The sequence below is a fragment of the Pyrinomonas sp. genome (assembly GCF_040289685.1).
Taxonomy (GTDB): Bacteria; Acidobacteriota; Blastocatellia; order Pyrinomonadales; family Pyrinomonadaceae; genus Pyrinomonas.
The window spans coordinates 21,795-40,575 of record NZ_PSLQ01000026.1 but is presented as its reverse complement, the minus strand read 5'-3'; the positions used below and the strand labels follow the sequence as shown (position 1 = coordinate 40,575).

At 60.8% G+C, this 18,781-nt stretch carries 14 protein-coding genes; 3 read left to right on the top strand and 11 right to left on the bottom strand.

Annotated elements, in window-relative coordinates:
• Positions 1 to 300, top strand: a 300-nt coding sequence (locus tag C4334_RS07595; RefSeq protein WP_352431479.1) for a hypothetical protein, incomplete at its 5' end; no start/stop codon positions are given.
• A 190-nt stretch (positions 301 to 490) separates the two neighbouring features.
• On the opposite strand, the gene C4334_RS07590 is transcribed toward C4334_RS07595, so the two are convergent.
• From C4334_RS07590 to C4334_RS07555, 8 genes are all read right to left on the bottom strand, one after another.
• A complete protein-coding gene (locus C4334_RS07590; protein ID WP_352431478.1) occupies positions 491 to 1,933 on the bottom strand; it encodes a leucyl aminopeptidase in 1,443 nt (480 codons plus the stop codon).
• A gap of 470 nt (positions 1,934 to 2,403) precedes the next feature.
• Entirely contained in the window at positions 2,404 to 3,468 is a 1,065-nt protein-coding gene (gene recA / locus C4334_RS07585) for a recombinase RecA (RefSeq protein WP_352431482.1), read from the bottom strand.
• 159 nt (positions 3,469 to 3,627) lie between these two features.
• Positions 3,628 to 3,954, bottom strand: coding sequence for a hypothetical protein (locus C4334_RS07580; RefSeq protein WP_352431477.1), 327 nt, complete (start codon positions 3,952 to 3,954; stop codon positions 3,628 to 3,630).
• On the bottom strand, positions 3,951 to 4,769 hold the full coding sequence (gene trpA / locus C4334_RS07575) for a tryptophan synthase subunit alpha (RefSeq protein WP_352431476.1): 819 nt from the start codon (positions 4,767 to 4,769) through the stop codon (positions 3,951 to 3,953). The genes C4334_RS07580 and trpA overlap by 4 nt, the downstream gene beginning before the upstream one ends.
• A gap of 196 nt (positions 4,770 to 4,965) precedes the next feature.
• Complete coding sequence (trpB, locus tag C4334_RS07570) at positions 4,966 to 6,177, bottom strand: tryptophan synthase subunit beta (protein WP_352431475.1); 1,212 nt, start codon at positions 6,175 to 6,177, stop codon at positions 4,966 to 4,968.
• Positions 6,178 to 6,512: 335 nt separating this feature from the next.
• The gene (locus C4334_RS07565) at positions 6,513 to 7,442 is read right to left on the bottom strand and encodes a GGDEF domain-containing protein (RefSeq protein WP_352431474.1); all 930 of its coding nucleotides are present in this window, start codon (positions 7,440 to 7,442) and stop codon (positions 6,513 to 6,515) included.
• Positions 7,443 to 7,579: 137 nt separating this feature from the next.
• A complete protein-coding gene (locus C4334_RS07560; RefSeq protein ID WP_352431473.1) occupies positions 7,580 to 8,221 on the bottom strand; it encodes a phosphoribosylanthranilate isomerase in 642 nt (213 codons plus the stop codon).
• A gap of 90 nt (positions 8,222 to 8,311) precedes the next feature.
• Positions 8,312 to 11,089: a CHASE3 domain-containing protein gene (locus C4334_RS07555; RefSeq protein ID WP_352431472.1), complete on the bottom strand. Its 2,778-nt coding sequence runs from the start codon at positions 11,087 to 11,089 to the stop codon at positions 8,312 to 8,314.
• Positions 11,090 to 11,224: 135 nt separating this feature from the next.
• On the opposite strand from C4334_RS07555, the gene C4334_RS07550 reads away from it, so the two are divergent.
• Together C4334_RS07550 and C4334_RS07545 are read left to right on the top strand one after the other, a co-directional pair.
• The gene (locus C4334_RS07550) at positions 11,225 to 12,112 is read left to right on the top strand and encodes a hypothetical protein (RefSeq protein ID WP_352431471.1); all 888 of its coding nucleotides are present in this window, start codon (positions 11,225 to 11,227) and stop codon (positions 12,110 to 12,112) included.
• 141 nt (positions 12,113 to 12,253) lie between these two features.
• Positions 12,254 to 13,522, top strand: coding sequence for a M20/M25/M40 family metallo-hydrolase (locus C4334_RS07545; protein ID WP_352431470.1), 1,269 nt, complete (start codon positions 12,254 to 12,256; stop codon positions 13,520 to 13,522).
• 379 nt (positions 13,523 to 13,901) lie between these two features.
• Here the strand turns inward: C4334_RS07545 and tsaD are convergent, their stop codons facing one another.
• The 3 genes from tsaD to C4334_RS07530 form a co-directional block, all read right to left on the bottom strand.
• Entirely contained in the window at positions 13,902 to 14,975 is a 1,074-nt protein-coding gene (tsaD, locus tag C4334_RS07540) for a tRNA (adenosine(37)-N6)-threonylcarbamoyltransferase complex transferase subunit TsaD (protein WP_352431469.1), read from the bottom strand.
• Between the two features lie 73 nt (positions 14,976 to 15,048).
• Positions 15,049 to 15,606, bottom strand: coding sequence for a 16S rRNA (guanine(966)-N(2))-methyltransferase RsmD (rsmD, locus tag C4334_RS07535; protein ID WP_352431468.1), 558 nt, complete (start codon positions 15,604 to 15,606; stop codon positions 15,049 to 15,051).
• Positions 15,607 to 15,653: 47 nt separating this feature from the next.
• The gene (locus C4334_RS07530; RefSeq protein ID WP_352431467.1) at positions 15,654 to 18,695 is read right to left on the bottom strand and encodes an AAA family ATPase; all 3,042 of its coding nucleotides are present in this window, start codon (positions 18,693 to 18,695) and stop codon (positions 15,654 to 15,656) included.
• Positions 18,696 to 18,781: the final 86 nt, after the last annotated feature.

Here is an 18,781-nt window from a genome sequence, read left to right as displayed (position 1 = left end):
TTAGGGGAGGACGTCACTCGTCGTTTATTCGAGTTGCTGCCGCTTTCTCGACCGAACGCCGATGATGATTCGCTCACAGGCGAGCGCGCCCAGTTCATGGGCGACGAAGGGCGAACTTTTCAAGAAGCAGGCCGATCACGCATCGCCACACGTGAAAGCGGCAGCGAATCGGTTGCCGGCTATAGCTATCAGAGACGAACACGCAGCTACACGTTCACCAAAACCGAAGCCCTGGTCGGCCAGTTTCAACATCAGCTTGAGCTACAGACGACGGCGTGTTTGTTGGAAGACAGAGGTTGAAACTCACAAGCCCCGTATGGGTTCTGAGTAAAGGGCGAGGATGATCGTGCAAACCGCAACAACGCTTCTTTCGCCCCAATATGGGGCGTCGTCGCGTTTGAGGCGAAGCGTCAGAGAAAGAAGATCTTCCCGGATCTTCGCGCCGAGATCTTTGCAGGTTCGTCTTGCGTTCGGAGAGAGCGGCCTGCTTTCAGGAGCCACAGGCGAGTTCGATCAGTGTACGCACGCCCGCTCCAGTAGCGCCTTTCGGCGAATCGGGTCGCTCTTCATCGAGCCACGCCGTGCCAGCGATGTCCAAATGCGCCCATGGCACATCAGCAGCGAACTTGCTCAAGAGCAGGGCGGCAGCAGTTGCATCGGGTCGCCCGCCGTAGTTTTTGAAGTCGGCGATGTCGCTCTCGATAAGCTTCTTGTAGTCATCGCTGACGGGCATGCGCCAGACGGATTCGCCCGCGCGCTCTGCCGCCCGACACACCTGTGCTGCCCACGCATCATCGTTGCTGAACAATCCAGCGTGCACGTCGCCCAATGCAACGATGATCGAGCCGGTGAGCGTCGCCAAATCTACGATGCGTTGCGCCCCGCACTGCCGCGCGTAAGCGATCGCATCAGACAAGATCAATCTTCCCTCGGCATCCGTATCGACAGCTTCGATGGTGAATCCGGCAAGCGTCTTGATGACATCGCCCGGCTTGAGCGCGCTGCCCGAAGGCATGTTCTCCGCCGCTGGCACGATGCCGATCAAACGTCGCGGTGAGCCGAGTTCGGCGATGGCGCGCATGGCTCCCAAAACGGCCGCGCCGCCAGCCATGTCGGCCTTCATCTCTTCCATGCCTTGCCAAGGTTTGATCGAGATGCCGCCCGTGTCAAACGTCATCCCCTTGCCGACGAAAGCCCAAAGCTCGTCTGCCGTCGCCGTCGGTTCGTAGCGAACGACGATCAAAGCTGGCGGCTCAGCCGACCCCTTGCCTACGGCCCACAGCCCACCCATGCCGTGGGCTTCGATCTCGGCTCCCGTCAGAATTTCGATGGCAAGACCTCGTTCGACGCACATCTGCGCTGCGCGTTGCGCCAGCTCTCGCGGCGGCAAGAGGTTCGACGGCTCGTCGGCAAGCGAACGCGCCCAATTGGTCGCTTCCGCCACGATGCGTCCGCGCACAACTGCCCGCTCAAGCATCTCATCCGCAAACGGTGCGACGACGACGACGCGCTCCAAACGCCCTTTCTTCTCTGCCTTTTGACGGTGAACATCGTTCTCATATTGACCGAGCACCGCTCCTTCCGTCGCCGCTTGCACGAGCGCGGACAAATCCCGTCCCGCTTCGGGAACGATGACCCGAAGCGCATCCAGACGATTCGCGCTCGCACAGCGCACCCCGGCAGCCACCGCCCGACGTAGAACGTGTGCATCGAATTCTTCTCTCCTGCCGAGCCCGATAAGCAACACACGCTGCAAGCGACCGTTCGAAGCGACGCTGATAAGTTCGGTTTCGCTCTCTTCGCCCCCGAACTCAATTTCATCTCCGAACGTCGCCAGGGCAGAAAACGAGATCCGCTCCCCCTTGAAGACGCAAAGGGCCACTGGTTCGCCATCTTTCAAAGGTTGGGAAGCAAGCTCTAGATGCAAGCTCATGAGCGTGCCTCTTTCACGCAAAATCCAGTTAAAATCCTCACAGATTCGTTGACAATCAGCCTCAGAGGGGTATAATTTTCAGTCGCTCGAAGGCGCCTCCCTTAAGGGAGCATGCGCCGCCAACAGCCTGAATATTGCCCGCCCGTGCCGGCTCGGCTGTCGATTCTGTGCCCCAGCGTCGCTCCACCCGAGCCGGCATCCACTTTTCGTCGAACCTTGAAATGCGCTTGATCCCTTAACCAATGCGATGCGCGCCGGCAACGATGAGTTAAGCGCTGCCTGACGCTTTTCGTCGCCGAAGATGAGAACGCGGTTCTTATTACCTGTCAGCGACTCGAAGCCGCGTCTCGCTTGCAAAAAACGAGGGATCGCTTGGTGCGGACAAACTCAGCCCGAACGACTTCGGCTCTTGCCGTCGAGTGGCGAACGCCATAAACGCCCGACGCGAACAGGCCAGCCCTGAACGAAAGTTACCTTTTGCTCTCGGCCTTGGCGGTGCCCTTCTCTTCCGTCGGTTTATCGCTGCGGCTGCTTGCACCCAGCGGCGGAAGGTTGAGCGCGGCGCGCACGTCCTGCTCGATGCGGCTGAGCAGTTCGACATTCTCTTTCAGCATCTGCTTGACGTTCTCGCGTCCTTGTCCGAGACGTTCGCCCTTGTAGGAGAACCACGCGCCGCTCTTTTCGATGATCTTGTTGGCCACGGCTAGGTCAATGACGTCGCCAACCCGCGAGATGCCCTCGTTGTAGATGATATCGAACTCGCACTCGCGAAACGGCGGAGCCACTTTGTTCTTAACGATCTTGACCTTGGTCCGGTTGCCAATGGTTCGCTCGCCGTCTTTGACCGACCCCGTGCGACGTATGTCTAGGCGCAAGCTCGCATAGAACTTGAGCGCACGCCCGCCCGTGGTGGTCTCGGGCGAACCGAACATGACGCCTATCTTTTCGCGTATCTGGTTGATGAAGATCAGGCACGTGTTGGTCGAAGCGACGATGCCGGTCAGTTTGCGTAGCGCCTGCGACATCAGACGCGCTTGCAACCCGACGTGCGAGTCGCCCATCTCGCCATCGAGTTCGGCGCGCGGCACGAGCGCAGCCACTGAATCCACTACGATGACATCGACGCCGTTGGATCGAACCAACGCCTCGACGATCTCCAGTGCCTGTTCGCCCGAATCGGGCTGCGACACCAGCAAATCATCAACGTTGACGCCGAGCAGCGCAGCGTATTCCGGATCGAGCGCGTGCTCGGCGTCGATGTAAGCGGCCACGCCGCCCTGCCGCTGCGCTTCAGCGACGATGTGCAGCGCGAGCGTCGTTTTGCCGGAACTTTCCGGCCCGAAGATCTCCGTGATGCGCCCGCGCGGGATGCCCCCGACACCGATGGCCGCATCCAGACTGAGCGAGGTCGTCGAAATCACCTGCACGTCTCCCATGGGGCGCTCGCCCAATCGCATGATCGCGCCCTTGCCGAACCGCTTTTCGATGTTGAGCAAAGCCGCCTCGATCGCCTTGCTCCGGTCGTTCGATTTCATCTCTGCCATGGTCACCACCATCGTTTCGCTTCTCTCCTTTGCGCCGTGGAATGGGTAGGAGTGTAGCACATTTCGGCGCGGAAGAGAAACGTCGTTTCAACTACGAAACACCGTGCGCTCCGCCGCGAGCTTTCCAGGCGGCGCGCCGCAACGAGCCGTTCAAGGTGCCGCTGACCTTTGGTCATCCGCGAAGAATTCGCACACGCTCCGGCCGACACTCGCCTCAAACCTTTCCACCAGCGAAGGGAGATCGCCCGAGCGTTCATCGTGCATGATGCGTTCGACGCGCCAGAGCGGAAAGAAAAGATCATTGACGCCGAAGAAAGTTTCGCCTGACCGAAGAGCGTTCACCCAATCATCGAAGGCCGTGAGATCAATGCCACGCAAGAATACACCAGCCGCGCTGATTCGGTCGAGTCTTCCCCAACACTTCTCGCGTGGGCTATGAAGCACGACGATCACCATGTTGCCGCGACTGATGCTCATCTTTCCGCTCCAGCGACGGGTTCGCTTGCGCGCGGCACGAGCGCGCGGAAGAACTCGCCCACACGTTTAGTCAAGTCCGGCATCCCGTGCAGGCTTTCGATCTTTGCGACCACAGCTGACCCAACCACGGCGGCGTCCGAATAGCGCCAAACTTCAGCGACGTGCTCAGCGCGCGAGATGCCGAATCCGACGGCGACGGGAAGCGTCGTGCACCGTCGTATGCGCGTGACCAGCTCTTGCGCCTGTCGGCTCACCTGATCGCGTTCGCCCGTCACGCCGGCGCGCGAGACGGCGTAGATGAAGCCGCTTGTTTGAGCGGCGATCAAGCGCAGCCTTTCGTCCGTGGAAGTAGGGGCAGCGAGAAAGATCGTATCCAGATCGTGCGCGCGGGCGATCTCCACCCACTCATCGGCCTCCTCCGGCACGAGGTCTGTGACGAGAAGGCCATCGACGCCGACCTTGCGCGCCTCTGCAGCCAATTCGCACTGCCCGAATTGAAGCAGCGGGTTGTAGTAACTGAACAGGATGATGGGCACATCGGTTCGGCGACGCGCGCTTTCAACTGCGCAGAGGACATCGGCCACGTTTGTACCACGCGCCAGCGATCTTTCCGAAGCGCGCTGAATCACCGGACCATCGGCGACCGGATCGCTGAAGGGGACGCCGAGTTCGATAGCTGTGGCGCCCACGCGCGCCAGTTCAACGATCAACTCAACGGTGGTGTCAAGGTCCGGGTCGCCCGCTGTGATGAACGGGATGAGGCCACGCCGCTCTTCGCGGCGCAAGCGTGCGAAACTCTCCCCAATGCGCGTCATTCGTCGAACGCTTCGATCAACTCGCTTCAGCTCGCCGAGAGCTTTTCGGTAAAGCTCCTCATTCCGATCCGCCGAACACATCTGCGGGACTTTTGCGAACTCCCTTTTGGTCTTTCTGAACGCCCTCAGCTTGTTCACCGGTCCAGCCTTCGGCACGGTTACCCCTGATTCGTGCCTAAACCCGCCCCTTATTTTTTCATTCGATCTTCTGGCCCAGTTCGCGCGCCACCGTGTGAACGTCCTTGTCGCCACGTCCTGAGAGATTGACGATAACGATCTGGTCTCGATCCATGCTGCGCGCCAGCTTGACCGCGTGGGCTACTGCGTGAGCCGATTCGAGCGCCGGAAGGATGCCTTCCAACTTCGCGAGCAATTGAAAAGCTTCCAACGCTTCCGCATCCGTCGCGCCGACGTACTCGACGCGCCCTAGATCGCGAAGGTAAGCGTGCTCCGGACCGATGGCCGGATAATCCAGTCCAGCCGAGATCGAGTGGGTGGCGGCGATCTGTCCGTGCGCATCTTGCAGGACGTAGCTCATCGTCCCTTGCAAGACGCCGAGACGCCCGCCGCCGCGAAGGTTGAAGCGCGCCGCGTGCTGGCCCAGTTCGTCGCTGCGTCCGCCAGCTTCAACTCCGACCATGCGCACCTGTTCGTCCTCCAAAAAGGGGTGAAAAAGCCCGATGGAGTTGGAACCGCCGCCGACGCAGGCGACCAGCGCATCTGGCAAGCGCCCTTCGCGCTCTAAGATTTGCGCTCGCGCTTCGATTCCAATGACGCGTTGAAAGTCGCGCACCATGAGCGGGTAAGGATGCGGGCCGAGCGCACTGCCGAGCAAGTAGTAGGTGTTCTCGACGTTGGTCACCCAATCGCGCAACGCTTCGTTGATGGCGTCCTTCAATGTGCGCGATCCGTTGGCGACTTCGCGCACGTCGGCGCCGAGCAAGCGCATGCGAAAGACGTTGAGCGCTTGACGCCGCACGTCTTCGGCACCCATGTAGATGACGCACTCCATGCCGAGCAGCGCGCACACGGTGGCCGTGGCCACCCCGTGCTGCCCGGCGCCGGTTTCGGCGATGATGCGCCGCTTGCCCATGCGACGGGCGAGCAACGCTTGTCCGATGGCGTTGTTGATTTTGTGTGCCCCTGTGTGCGACAGGTCTTCGCGTTTCAAGTAGATGCGCGCGCCGCCAGCATGCGCGGTCAAACGCGCGGCGTAGAAGAGCGGCGTTGGGCGTCCCGAGTAGTCACATAACAAGCGGTTGAATTCCGCTTGAAAAGAGGCGTCGTGCCGCGCGGCTTGGTAGGCGCGCGTCAACTCCTCGAGCGGCGCCATGAGCGTTTCCGGCACGAACCGCCCGCCGTACCGCCCCCATCGCCCGCGCTCATCCGGCTGCACTGTGAAACTCACGCTTGACCTCCCGCATTTTCAGCTTGGCACAAAGCGAGCTGTTTCGCAAACGGCGAGCGAGAGGCACACTCCTCGCCCGCTGAACACACAACGCCGACGCTGAACCGACGACTAAACCGATGCCCCCAATGATACGCGCGCGGCGAAGACCACCCCCTGCACGCCGAAGCGACCTGACGCAAAACCGACCGGACTTGAGCGGCGTCTGTTTCGCTGCAAAAGTGAGGGTGCGCTTGTTCGTGAGCGCTCGCGCGGGTTGGAAGGGACCACGGGTTATGACCTGTATACGCTGAGCGCGCTGGCTACACGCGCACCCTCGCTTGACACGGAAGCGATCACAACCGTTCGGCCATGCGCACGCAGTTTCGCCCATCGCGTTTGGCACGGTAGAGCGCCGCATCAGCCATGGCATAGAGTTCGCGTTCCGAGATAGCGTGAGTCGGGCACGAGGCGACGCCGACGCTGACGGTGGCCATGCCGACCCGTTCGATGGGCGAACTGGAGATCGTGGCTCGCAAACGCTCGGCGGCAGCAAAAGCCCTATCTGCATCCGCACCAGCGAGCAATAAAGCGAACTCTTCTCCGCCGAGTCTGGCTGCCGTGTCATTGTCGCGCGATGATTCACGAAGCATATGAGCGACGTGGCGGATGACGACGTCGCCAGTCGAATGACCGAAAGCGTCGTTGATGTTCTTCAGCTTATCGACATCAACCAGAAGCAACGAGCAGGGAATCTTGTAACGTCGCCAACGCTCCACCTCTTGTCCGAGCGCGACGCGGAACCGCCGACGGTTTGCCAGTCCGGTCAAGTAGTCTTGATCGGCCTCTGCGCGTAGCCTTTCGATGGTCAATTGCATCCTGATCAGTTGCGTCACCCTCACAGACAGCAACGGCAGTTCCACCGGCAATTGAAAATAGTCGAAAGCGCCGAGCGACAGGGCTTCCAGCCGCCGATGAGAGGCAGACTCCTCCGCGCCAACGAAGATGAGCGGCATATCCTCATGCAAGTTGGCGATGGTCCGAGCTAGTTCTGCCGCGCGCAAGTCGTTCAGTTCGATCTCGGCGATGACGATGTTGGGCCTAGTTCGCTGAATGGAGACGATGGCCGCCATGCCGCCCGCGACGCCGACGACGCACGCTCCTGCTTCTTCCAGCGTCGGACCGCACAAGTGCGCCATCCTTTCGTTCATGACGAGGAGGATGCGCCCGCGCTGTCGTTCGTTCTTCTGCTGTTTGCTGGCCGTCGCATAGGTCATCAAACTCATCTTCTCGACTCCCTCGATTCAACTTCACGACTTTGAGCGAGAAGGTCGTGAGGCTAAGGCGTGGCGGGAAACGCCGAATCACGCAGCCGTTTCGCGTTGTGATCTCGCGCAAGCATACTCGATCGCGCGCCGACGCTTCAAGCCGCGCCTTTTGCCGCGCGCACGAAATCGGCGAGCTGAGCGTGATCCTTCCTTCCCGGCACGCTCTCCAACGCACTACAGGCATCGACCCAATCAGGCCGCACCGCTAAAACAGCTTGCGCGACGTTGTGCGGCGCGAGTCCTCCGGCGAGAAACAGTTCCGCTTCAATTGACGCTTTGACTTGTCGCGCTCGCTCCCAGTCGAAAGAGCGCCCCGTGCCGCCGTAAACGCCCGGCACAGCCGCGTCGAGCAGCACGGCGTCCACAGCGTAATCGCGAGCGCGCGTTGGATCGAATGCCAAATCGACGCGCAGCGCCTTGATGACGCGCACGCGACGAAGCTCAAATCCCGCGCGCAGCGCGCGACAAAAATCGGGCGTTTCATCGCCGTGAAGCTGCACAGCATCGAGTCCGACCTCTGCGGTCACGCGCACGATCAGTTCTTCCGGCGCGTTGACGAAAACTCCGACGCGAAGAACGCTTGCGGGCAAACGCGCGCTCCATTGTGCTGCCTCTTGCGGTGCGACGTAGCGCGGGCTTCTGTCGTAGAAGTTGAACCCGACGGCATCGGCGCCAGCGCCAACCGCGGCAAGCGCATCTTCGAGACAAGTGACGCCACAGATTTTGACCCGTACCATGCTGCTCTTTGCGCGATTCTAGCACAACGCAAAGCGCGTCACGAACGAGCCGGGCGCCGACGTTTCATCTCGATTTCGCGCCATCTTCGCTCAACCGCCAAATGGAGACTTCGATCTTTTCATCTCATCGACCAAACGTTTGATTTCGTCAATCAGGTCGGCGGGCGAAACCGGCTTCGAGATATGAGAACTGAAGCCGGCAGCGAGCGCTTGTTCACGATCGCGGTCGCGCGCGTAGGCCGTTAGCGCGACGACGACGAGATCATCTCGATGTGCGTGCAATTTGCGGAGCAACTCATAGCCATCCTCCTCGGGCATGCCGATGTCGCTGATGACCAGATCGGGATCGAATTCCTCAAAGCTGCGGAGCGCTTCTGCCGCCGTCGCCGCGGTACGGACCACTGCGCCGTGATGTTCGAGCGCCGTAGCGATCATCTCGCGCGCATCGTGATCGTCATCGACGACCATGATGCGCACGCCTTGGAGCAAAGCCATCGTGGCGTCGTCTCCTGCCGCACGCTCCATTTCGCCACCAGCCGCGCCCCGTTGCGCTTCGGCACCCCCTTTCGTTGTGCGAATGGCCATCAACGGCAGGCGTATAAAGAAGGTTGCGCCGCGCCCTTTGCCTTCGCTTTCGACGCCGACTCGTCCGCCATGCAGTTCGACGATGTGTCGGACGATCGATAGCCCGATGCCAAGTCCGCCGTGCATGCGGCGCGTAGAGCTATCGGCCTGCCGCAAACGATCGAAGACGAAAGGCAGAAAGTCCGGGTTGATGCCTTCGCCTGTGTCGCTGACGCGGATTTCGACGTGAGAGTCGACGCGCCGCAGCGTGATGTCGACGCGCCCGCCGCGCGGCGTGAACTTGACGGCGTTTGACAATAAGTTCCAGACAGCTTGGCGCAAGCGATCGGGGTTGCCCATGATCGGACCAGCATCGCGCTCCAGTTCGACGTTGATGGCGATGCGTTTGGCTTCCGCTGCTGGGCGGACGGAATCGAGCGCCGATTCGATGACCGGCACGAGATCAGTCGGCATCACGTCGAATTGGAACTTGCCCGTGATGATGCGCGAAACATCGAGCAAGTCTTCGATCAGGCGCATCTGCGCCTGTGCGTTGCGGTAGATCGCATCGAGCGCGCGAGCGGTCTGCTCTTTGTCTAGATTGCCGGCGCGCAGCAGATGCATCCAGCCGAAAATGGCCGTCATCGGCGTGCGCAGTTCGTGTGAAAGCGTCGCCAAGAATTCGTCCTTCAGACGATTGCTCTCTTCCGAAAGCTGGTAGAGTCGATGGTTCTCGATGGCCACCGCCGCCAACTGCGCGATCTGAACGAGCAACGCCTCGTCCTCTTGCGTGAACTCGCCTTCGTATTTGTCTGACAATTGAATGAGCCCGATGTTCTGTCCATTGCGCCCGATGAGCGGTGCAGCGAGCCAGCCACGTATCGGCGGATGTTTCCCCGCCTCTTTGCCGAAGCCGTGCCACGCTGGATGGCGTTCGAGTTCCTCTTGGGTCAAGCGCATCGGCTGATTGGTCTTGCAAACAAGCGAGTAGATGCCAGAGCCGTCGGGTTGCGCGTCATACGAACGCCACGCCGCGTATTTATCCGAGAGCGAGACGGCGTTGATCGCCTGCGCCCAGTTCTGGTCCACCGTCAGGCTCGTCACCGATTGATGCGCGCCGATGATGGCGCGCGCTCGTTCGGTAATCGTCTGCAACATCTCACCGAGCGTGTGCGACGAGTTGATGACCAGAGACATTTCGGCCAATTGCCGCAGTTGTTCGACGCGCCGTTCTTCCTGTGCCAGACGCAACGCCCTCTCCTCCTCGACGCGCAAGCGTTCGGTCGCGTCGCGCGTCAATACGGCGTAGCCGCGCAAGTTGCCGGCCTCGTCGCGCAACGGCGTGACCAAACCGCCGGCCCAAAAGCGACTTCCGTCCTTGCGCACGCGCCAGCCGGACTCTTCAGCCCGACCATCGTTGACCGCCCGCTGCAATTCGGCGTTCGGGACGCCGGCCTCGCGGTCCTCCGGCGCGAAGAGCAAAGAGTAGTGCTGACCAACGATCTCCTCCGCCGCGTAACCAAAGAGGCGCTCGCCGCCCCTGGTCCAACTCGTCACGCGCCCTTCTGCATCGAGCATGAAGATGGCGTAATCGCGCGCGCCTTCCACGAGCAGCCGGTAACGCTCTTCAGCTTCGCGCGAGGCGGCAAGGGCCGATGCATAGCTTCGCGAGAGAGCGAGCAGCTCGCGCCGCATGAGGATGGCGAGAACGGTGCCCACCAGAAGGGTCAGCCCGATTCCGCTTGCGACCATGAGTTGCGTTGCCCAGCGTAGATCGGCGAGGCGCTCTTCGCGCAACGCCCGTTCGGTTTGAATGAAGGCCGAAAGGCGCTCGCGCGCCGTATCCATGAGCGATTTCCCGACGCTCAGCATCATGGCGGCGTCTTGCTCGCGCCCGGCGCGTCGAAGCGCGATGACTTCTCCAGCGAACTCGTGCCATTGCCTCTCGATCGCGCGGATCGCCCTGACCTGTTCCTGTTGCGTTTGGTTATCGGCGACCAACCTCTCGAGTTCATCCAACTCCCTATCGAACACCGCTTCGGCGCGTTCGTAAGGCTCCAGAAATTCGGGCGAGCCGGTCACCAAAAAACCACGCACGCCAGTCTCCATATCGACGATCAGGCGTTCCAAATAGTGGGCTTGGGCAACTACCTGGCTTGAGTGGTCCACCCATTGCATACTCGCGATGAGGTGCTCGATCTGCCAAATGAGCGCCGCCGCAAGCCCGACCATGAGGATGAAAGGCAAGACGACAGCACGCAGCAGCGCGCTCCTGAACTTCTTCGCATCAATCGTGGGAGCCATGGCGCTGACACCTTTCTAGGGAAGGGGCTTGCCTCACCCATCGCTGCAAGCACATGTTATAAAATCATTGACGAACATGCCAAACGGATAGCGAAAGCATGTCGAACTCGTCACAAAACGGGAGGTTCGCGACCGATGTCAGCTCGCGCAGCTCTCGCTCCCCACGGTTACGTCGGGGCAGGCATCATCATCTTGGCCGAAGCGCTGCTCTTTACCGGCGATCGAGTTGTCGGGCAATGGTTCACGCCCATCGTTTGGACCGGATACGTGCTGCTTGCCGACGCGTTCGTCTATCGGCTGCGCGGCCATTCGCCGCTCGTCTCGGATCGCACGGCATTTTTGATCATGGCGCTTATTTCTATTCTCGCTTGGTGGATGTTCGAGTTTTACAACGCGCCGCGGTTTTGGCGCTCCGATCGCGAACTGTGGTGGCATTACCACAATCTCGAACCCAATCCCTTTCTCCGTCGCGTCGGCTACGACTGGGCTTTTGCGACCATCTTTCCGGCTCTGTTTTTGACGGCGGAAGTCCTGCTTGCGACCGTATTTCGCCACCGACCACGCATGCGCCCCGTGGCGCTCTCGCGCACGGCGCTTCGTTTGATGAGCGTCATCGGCGCGGCGATGGCGCTGTTGCCGCTCGTCGTCATCTCGGAGTGGTTTGCGCCGCTGGTCTGGCTTGCTTTCATCTTCTTGGTCGATCCCATCAACGCGCTGCGCGATTGGCCTTCGATCTGCGGTGACCTGATGCGCGGCGATTGGCGCCGCCTGACGGCGCTGCTTGTAAGCGGCTTCGTCTGCGGCATTTTGTGGGAGTTTTGGAACTACTGGGCCATTTCGCGCTGGACCTACACGGTGCCTTACCTCGGCCACATCAAGATCTTCGAAATGCCCGTGCTCGGTTATTTTGGCTTTCCGCCCTTTGCCGTCGAGTGTTGGGCGATCTACATCTTTTGCCGTTCGTTGCTTGCACCGCCGAGCCGCATGGCGGACGACACCGTGTGGATGCCGACGCGCGATTAGAGTCTGATCGTCGCTTCTCAACCGCTTCGATGGTGACGCAGTTAGAGTCCGATGCCAAGCGCGCAACTGACCGGGTTGTCACGGCTCATCGAAGGTCGGTAGAATACCGAAATCACACCACTTGCGAACTTCGGAGGAAAGATGAAGAGACGGCCGCCGCTGATCGCCCTTGTTTTGCTCGTCTTCGCTGTTCTCATCGCTTCCATCAAAGCTTCGGACCGGGAAGAGCTAACGCCCTATCTTGAGCGGGCGCGGGCGCTTGTAACAGATCCCAGACTAACGACGGCATTCGCCCACGTCGATCGCGAAAAGGAACGGATCTTGCGCGAGTGGATCGCCATCACCGAAATCAACGCCCCATCGGGCAAAGAGCGCGAGCGCGCCGAGTTCATCAAAAAACTCTTGTCCGGTTACAAGCTTGACCAAATCTATTTCGATCGCACGGGCAATCTCGTCGCCGTGCGCAAAGGCACGGGCGACGGGCCAACGGTCGTCATCGATGCGCACCTCGACACGGTCTTTCAAGAAGGTTTGAAGATCAAAGCCGAGATCCGCGACGGGCGAGTTTACGCCCCCGGCATCGGCGACGATACGCGCAACATCGAAGCGATGCTCGCCGCGATCCGCGCGCTTGACGCAGCAGGCATCAAAACCAAAGGCGATTTGATCTTTCTCTTCACGGTCGAAGAGGAGACGGCCCTGCGCGGCGCACGCGAGTTCATCAAGGACAACAAAGAGCGTATCGGCTATTACATCGCGCTCGACGGAGGTTACGAGGGGTTCACCTATGGCGGCATTGGCATCAAATGGTTCCGCCATCACCTGATCGGTCCGGGCGGACATACGCGCTCGCGCACGCCGCCCTATTCGGCGACGCTGCCGCTGGCGCGTGCCATCGCGCGCATCTACGAGCTGCCGCTTCCCTCGGACCCACCGACACATTTGAACATCGGGATGCTCAGCGGATCTGAGGTGGTCAACGCAAAGGCCGCTGACGCTTGGTTTACGGTCGATCTCCGCTCGACCAGCAACGACGTGATCGCTGATCTCGAACGAAAGATCGCGGCGATCATCGCCGAAGAAGCGGCGCGTGTCGGGATGCAAAGCAGAACCGAGCTTCTCTCCGACACGCCCGCCGCGCAGATTCCAAGGCTGCGTCAATCGCCCATGGTCTTAACGGCGGAAGCCGTTCATCTGGCGATGGGCTTTGAGAACCCACCGATCACGCCGACGGCGTCGAACAACGCCAACGCCGCGCTCTTGGCTGGGCTGCCGGCCATCTCAACCGGCGCCGCTCCGTGCGGCGACGCGCACGCGCTCACTGAGTGGTGCGAGATCGAACCGATCTACAAAGGGATCAAAAAGGTGATCGCGCTCGCAGTCGCGCTGGCCCAGCTTGATGAGAAATGAAGAGACGCCCCGAAGGCCGCTTCATCGCTGGAGGCTATTTTGGGAATTGGACGCTGGACGAAAGGATTGAGGAAACGCCTCGAACTCGCAGGACGCAACTGAAAACGGCGTGTCGTCTGAAACCGATCATTTCGTTGTTCGCGCAAGCCGAATCTCGTGCTTTAGGACTCTTCCGCCCAAGGCTTCAGCAGCTAGCTTAAAAGGGGCGCGCCTTTCCTTTCTGGAAAAATCCTGATGAGAGAGTTCGCGCTTTAGGCGCGCAAGCTACTCGGAGACGCTTCAGGATCAAGAGCGAACTCACGCGAGTCGCCCCCAAAAGCTTCAGGCTCAAAAACGGTGGTGCATGAATTGACGTACGTCGGCCTAAAACGCTTCAGGCTCACAAGCGGTAACGCACGCGACGACGGAGCTCGTCGTCTTCGACTTCGATGTTTTGCAGACGGAGCGAGACATCGGCGTTCAGGTCCAATCCGGCTCGCTCCCCGGCAGCAAGCTTGACGCTTCCGGCGGCGGCGATCATCGCCGCGTTATCGGTCGAAAGATGACGCGATGGGAAATAGACCGGCAGACCCAGCCTCGCAGCCATCTCGCTCATCGCTTCGCGCAAGGCCATGTTGCACGCCACGCCGCCAGCGATGATCAACGTCTTCGGCTGATGTTCGCGCGCGACCCGCTCGGTGGTCGAGACGAGCGAACGGATGACGACGTGCTGAAAGCTAGCTGCTAAGTCCTTGATCGCTTGCGAAGGCGTCTCGCCCTCTTTTACGGGCCGCAGGCCAGTCTCGCGCACGTACTTCGAAACGGCGGTCTTCAATCCGCTGAAGCTGAAATCTGGACGCCGGTCGCTGATCTTCGGCAAACTGAACTTGACCGCATGCGGATCGCCTTCGCGCGCGAGCCGTTCGATCACCGGACCGCCCGGATAACCGAGGCCGAGCATCTTCGCCACTTTATCGAAAGCCTCGCCAGCGGCATCATCGCGCGTGCGCGCGACGATCTTGTACTGTCCCGGCTGCGGCACGTAGAACATGTGCGTGTGCCCGCCCGAGACGATCAACGCCAGCGCTGGATGTTCGACCGGCGGATTATCGAAGACGACCGAGTAGATGTGCCCTTCAAGGTGATTGACGCCGACGAACGGTTTGCCGAGCGCATACGCCAGCCCTTTCGCGTAACACAAACCGACCAACAACGAACCGATCAATCCAGGACCGACCGTGACGGCGATGCCATCTATCTCTTCAAAGCCAACCCCGGCGCGCGCCATCGCCTCTTCGACGATCGGCTCGATCTTCTCCAGATGCTCGCGCGAAGCGAGTTCCGGCACGACGCCGCCAAACCGTTTGTGGACATCCGTCTGCGATGAGATGATGGAGGAGACCAGCTCTTTGCAATCGCGCACGATGGCCGCTGCCGTTTCGTCGCAAGAAGTTTCGATGCCTAAAACCAGCATTGTTGAGACTCCCGATCCGATGGGCCTATGTGATGGATAATTTTACATCTGATCGCCACAAACCCAAATGCTTTCAATCATGCTGATAGAAGCTCAGCGCCGCATCGCCCTGTCGTAGAATGCGCCACCGGCGAAGCGTGCCGACCGCATCGGGGAGGACCTTTTTGTGATGGTGTTCGACGACGACGACGCCATCTTCGCATATGAGCGATCGATGCTCGCCGAGCGTTTCGAGAACGGGCGAGTAGTTCTCCGCATAGGGCGGATCGAAGAAGATCACGTCCCAACACCTGTAACCGTTCGCGACAGCGCGCCGCAAAAATTCCGCCGCTTCGCTCATGAAGACTTCCGTCTCTTCTTCCGGCACGCCACACAGATCCAAGTTGGCCTCGATCAGCGCGCACATGCGCCGCGAACGATCGACGAAAGTGGCAAACGATGCGCCGCGCGACAGCGCCTCGATGCCGACCGCGCCGGAGCCAGCGCACAGATCAAGGAAGCGCACGCCTTGGATGCGCGGCGCGAGCACGTTAAAGAGCGTCTCGCGCAACCGATCCGCCGTCGGACGAACGCGCAGCGATGGCGGACTTTTCAAACGCCGTCCGCGATAGACCCCACCGATGACTCTCAACCCCTTTCCTCCGCAAACCAAGCGCCGGGCGGGCGAGAATCGCCGCGTCACGCGCGTTGCACGGCAACCACATGGTCCACCGTCTGCTCAAACGTGTCGTCGTGAGAGATGACGAACAGTTGATCGAAATCGCGCACCTGACCGATGATCTCCGCCAAACGTTGGCGTCTTTCCGCGTCCATGTTGACGGTCGGCTCATCGAAGAAAGCGATGCGCACATCTGACAACTCTTTGAGCAACGCGAGTCGGACGGCCAACGCGGCGACCATCTGTTCGCCGCCCGACAGGTTCTGAAACGAACGTTCGTGCCCGGCCTCTTCCAAGATGATCTCGTAATCGCGCGACCAGCGGAGCGACTGGTCCGGTCTCCCCATCATCTCGCGGAAAAGCTGATTTGCCTCCACTGAGACGTTGTAGAGGTAGCTTTCGGCCACCAATGGTCCAGCTTCGCGCAGCTTCTCGCGGATGAACTCGATGCCTTCTTTGAGCCGCACCAAACGGGCCTGTTCGCGCCGCTCGCGTTCGAGCCGCACGCGCACCTCATCGAGCTGTTCCAGCTCGCGCCGAAGCGAGGCCGTGTGGTCTTGTTCCCAGGATAGCTGCGCCCGAATGGAGGCTGCGCGTTCGCGCAAGTTCACAAGCTGTGCGCGCTCTCCGGCATGTTTGTCGGCATCGTAGTTCGCCACCGCCCGGTCGTGTTCGGCACGCGCCTGCTCTAAAGCGCGTTGCGCCTCGGCGGCTTCTCGCGCAGCACGTTCGACTTCGGCGCGACATTCCGGCAACCTTTCGACTAAAAGCGTGCAGGCGACGTACTCTCGATGTGCCGCCGCCGTCCGATCTCGCTCGGCCCGCGCTGCTTCCATGTTCTGTTCGAGCGTTTCGAACAGGCGAAAACGAGCTTCTAAGTCAACGGCGCGCTGTTTCGCCTCGGCGAGTTCGACGCGCGCTTGCTGCAATCGCGCGTTTGCGTCCGAAGCGCGCTCAGCTTCGGCGCGCAACAGCGTCATCTGCCCGCGCGGATCGCCAAGCGCGCGCAGGTCTTTCTCCACGCCCAGCAAATCCGCTTCCAACTGAGGCAGCCCCGCAGCCATCGCTTCCGCCATCTTCAACTCCTCTTTCAGTCTGCTCCCTTCCTCTTCGATCTCCTGTAAGCGCGTCCGCAAGGCGTCGAGTTCAGCATGTTTCAACGCCTCCCGCTGCCACTTCTTGATCTCAGCATCGATGCCGACCATCTGCGCTTGCCGTTCGGCCAAGCGCAGATGGTCGGCATGCCCAAGAGCGGTCAGCCTTTCACGTGCGGAGCCAAGCGCCTCGCGCTTGCTAGCGTATCGCGCTTCGTCCTGTTCGAGGCGCAACCTCACCTCGCGAAGCCTTGCGACGGCGATCTGCGCCTCCTGCGCCCGCTTGACGCGCTCGGTCAACAGGGCGAGTTCTTTTTCGCGTTTCTTCAAACGAGTCCGGTTAGCGCTGAGATGTTGCGCGAAATAGCTTTCGAGCGTTTCCCCCTCGGCGAGATTCAAGCAGCGGGCTGAAAGGATCGGACAGAGCCCGCCCTCGATTTCGCGCTGCATGCGCTCGTCGCGCTCGATTGCGGCGCGCAAACGTCCCACCTCATCGCGCAACAGGCTCTCTTCTCTTTCGAGCGCAGTGAGTTCCTCGGCAGCGGCAGCGTCTTTCTCCAACTGTTTCGCTTCCCGGCGCAAATCGGCGAGCGAGGCTTCGAGCTGTTGTACCTCTTGGGTCATCTCGCGCACCCTCTCTTCGAGCAGACGTCGTTCGTTGAGCGCTTCGCGCAACGCAGCGATTTCGTTTTCAATGGCGAGCCGTTCGCTCGCCAAAGACTCGACGCGCTGCTGTGCGTCACAGGCCGCTTCCGCCTGCCGAATGCGTTCGCGTGTCTGTTTGTGTTGTGCGCGTAGCCGTTCGATGTCCTCTCGCAATCTGCTCGCGCGTTCGGCGCTGGCCTTAAGCTCCGCGCGCACTTCGCGCAGACGGTCGCGTTCACGCTCCAGACTCTCTTGCCGTTCGACTAGTGGTCCGATCTGCTGCAGACGCGCGTGCGCCTCCTGCGCCCGTCGCAACTCTTCCTCGAGATTTTGCACGCGGTTCTGCGCGCGCAAAATCTCGCGCGATGCGGCCTCCACCTCGGCGCGCAAAAGGTCGCGCTCGATCCTCTTCTGTTCCAACTCTTCCAATCGGGCGAGCGCACAGAGGTGGGCTTCGTGACCGTCGCGCGTTGCGCGCTGCCGCTCTGCAGCGCGCTCCGTCTCAGCGAGCCGTCGTTGGGCCTCGGCCAACCGGCGCCCGGCGCCATCGGCGATGGCCGCCTGTTTTTGCCAAGCCGCATGCGTTTCGCTGACCAAACGCTCGGCCTCATCCCACCGCGCGACGCGCGTCATGGCCGCTTTCGTCTCGCGCTCGATTTCACCGAGCGCGTCGCGCAGCTTCTCGAGGTTGGCTTCGATTCGCGCCAGTTCTGTCGTCAAAGCTTCGTAGTTCGCCAGCCTCCCTTCGGCGTGGGCGATGCGTCGGTCCACATCCGCTATGCGTTCTTGAACCAAGCGCGTCGCTTCGATCAAACGCGCGCTGCTATCGCGGTACTCTTCGACCTTGAGCAACCGATCGAAGGCGCTTTTGCGTTGCGCCGGAGCGAGCATGAATTCGGCAGTGAAAGCGCCTTGGGGCACACCGATCGCCGAGCGAAAGAGCGCCTTCGTGTCCGTTCCCGGCTCGATGCCGAGGTGACTCTGCAAAAAGCGAAGCACGTCTGCGCGCCCTTCGGCCAAGCGTACATCGAGCTGCGGGTCGTAAACGTAGTAGGTCTGTCCCGTGTTGCGATAGACCGAGTACTGCCGACCATCCAAGTGGCTTTGAAATGTGACCCGCACCCAGCCGCGCGTCGCGCCGCGCCGCAAAAAATCCTCTCGCCTGTAATCCAGCACGTCGAACAACGCCCAAGCGATGGCTTCGAGGATGGTGGTCTTGCCGGCGCCGTTGCATCCCACGATGGCGATCTTGCCCTGATCGAACTCGAACTCGGCTTGGGCGAAAGATTTGATGTTCTCTATTTCGACCCGCGTGATGTGCATCGCTCGTCTTCTCCGAAGGCGCGATCGTTCGCGCCGGTCATCAGATTGCGGCGGCGCGGAGACCCCGGCCTTTAGGCTTGGGGAGG

Excerpts from the sequence above, each read along its gene's own strand:
- C4334_RS07530 (WP_352431467.1), bottom strand. The coding sequence starts at position 18,695 with ATGCACATCACGCGGGTCGAAATAGAGAACATCAAATCTTTCGCCCAA.
- recA (WP_352431482.1), bottom strand. The coding sequence starts at position 3,468 with ATGAAATCGAACGACCGGAGCAAGGCGATCGAGGCGGCTTTGCTCAAC.
- C4334_RS07580 (WP_352431477.1), bottom strand. The coding sequence starts at position 3,954 with ATGAGCATCAGTCGCGGCAACATGGTGATCGTCGTGCTTCATAGCCCA.
- C4334_RS07560 (WP_352431473.1), bottom strand. The coding sequence starts at position 8,221 with ATGGTACGGGTCAAAATCTGTGGCGTCACTTGTCTCGAAGATGCGCTT.
- C4334_RS07545 (WP_352431470.1), top strand. The coding sequence starts at position 12,254 with ATGAAGAGACGGCCGCCGCTGATCGCCCTTGTTTTGCTCGTCTTCGCT.
- C4334_RS07565 (WP_352431474.1), bottom strand. The coding sequence starts at position 7,442 with ATGAGTTTGATGACCTATGCGACGGCCAGCAAACAGCAGAAGAACGAA.
- C4334_RS07550 (WP_352431471.1), top strand. The coding sequence starts at position 11,225 with ATGTCAGCTCGCGCAGCTCTCGCTCCCCACGGTTACGTCGGGGCAGGC.
- C4334_RS07555 (WP_352431472.1), bottom strand. The coding sequence starts at position 11,089 with ATGGCTCCCACGATTGATGCGAAGAAGTTCAGGAGCGCGCTGCTGCGT.
- tsaD (WP_352431469.1), bottom strand. The coding sequence starts at position 14,975 with ATGCTGGTTTTAGGCATCGAAACTTCTTGCGACGAAACGGCAGCGGCC.
- C4334_RS07590 (WP_352431478.1), bottom strand. The coding sequence starts at position 1,933 with ATGAGCTTGCATCTAGAGCTTGCTTCCCAACCTTTGAAAGATGGCGAA.
- trpA (WP_352431476.1), bottom strand. The coding sequence starts at position 4,769 with ATGACGCGCATTGGGGAGAGTTTCGCACGCTTGCGCCGCGAAGAGCGG.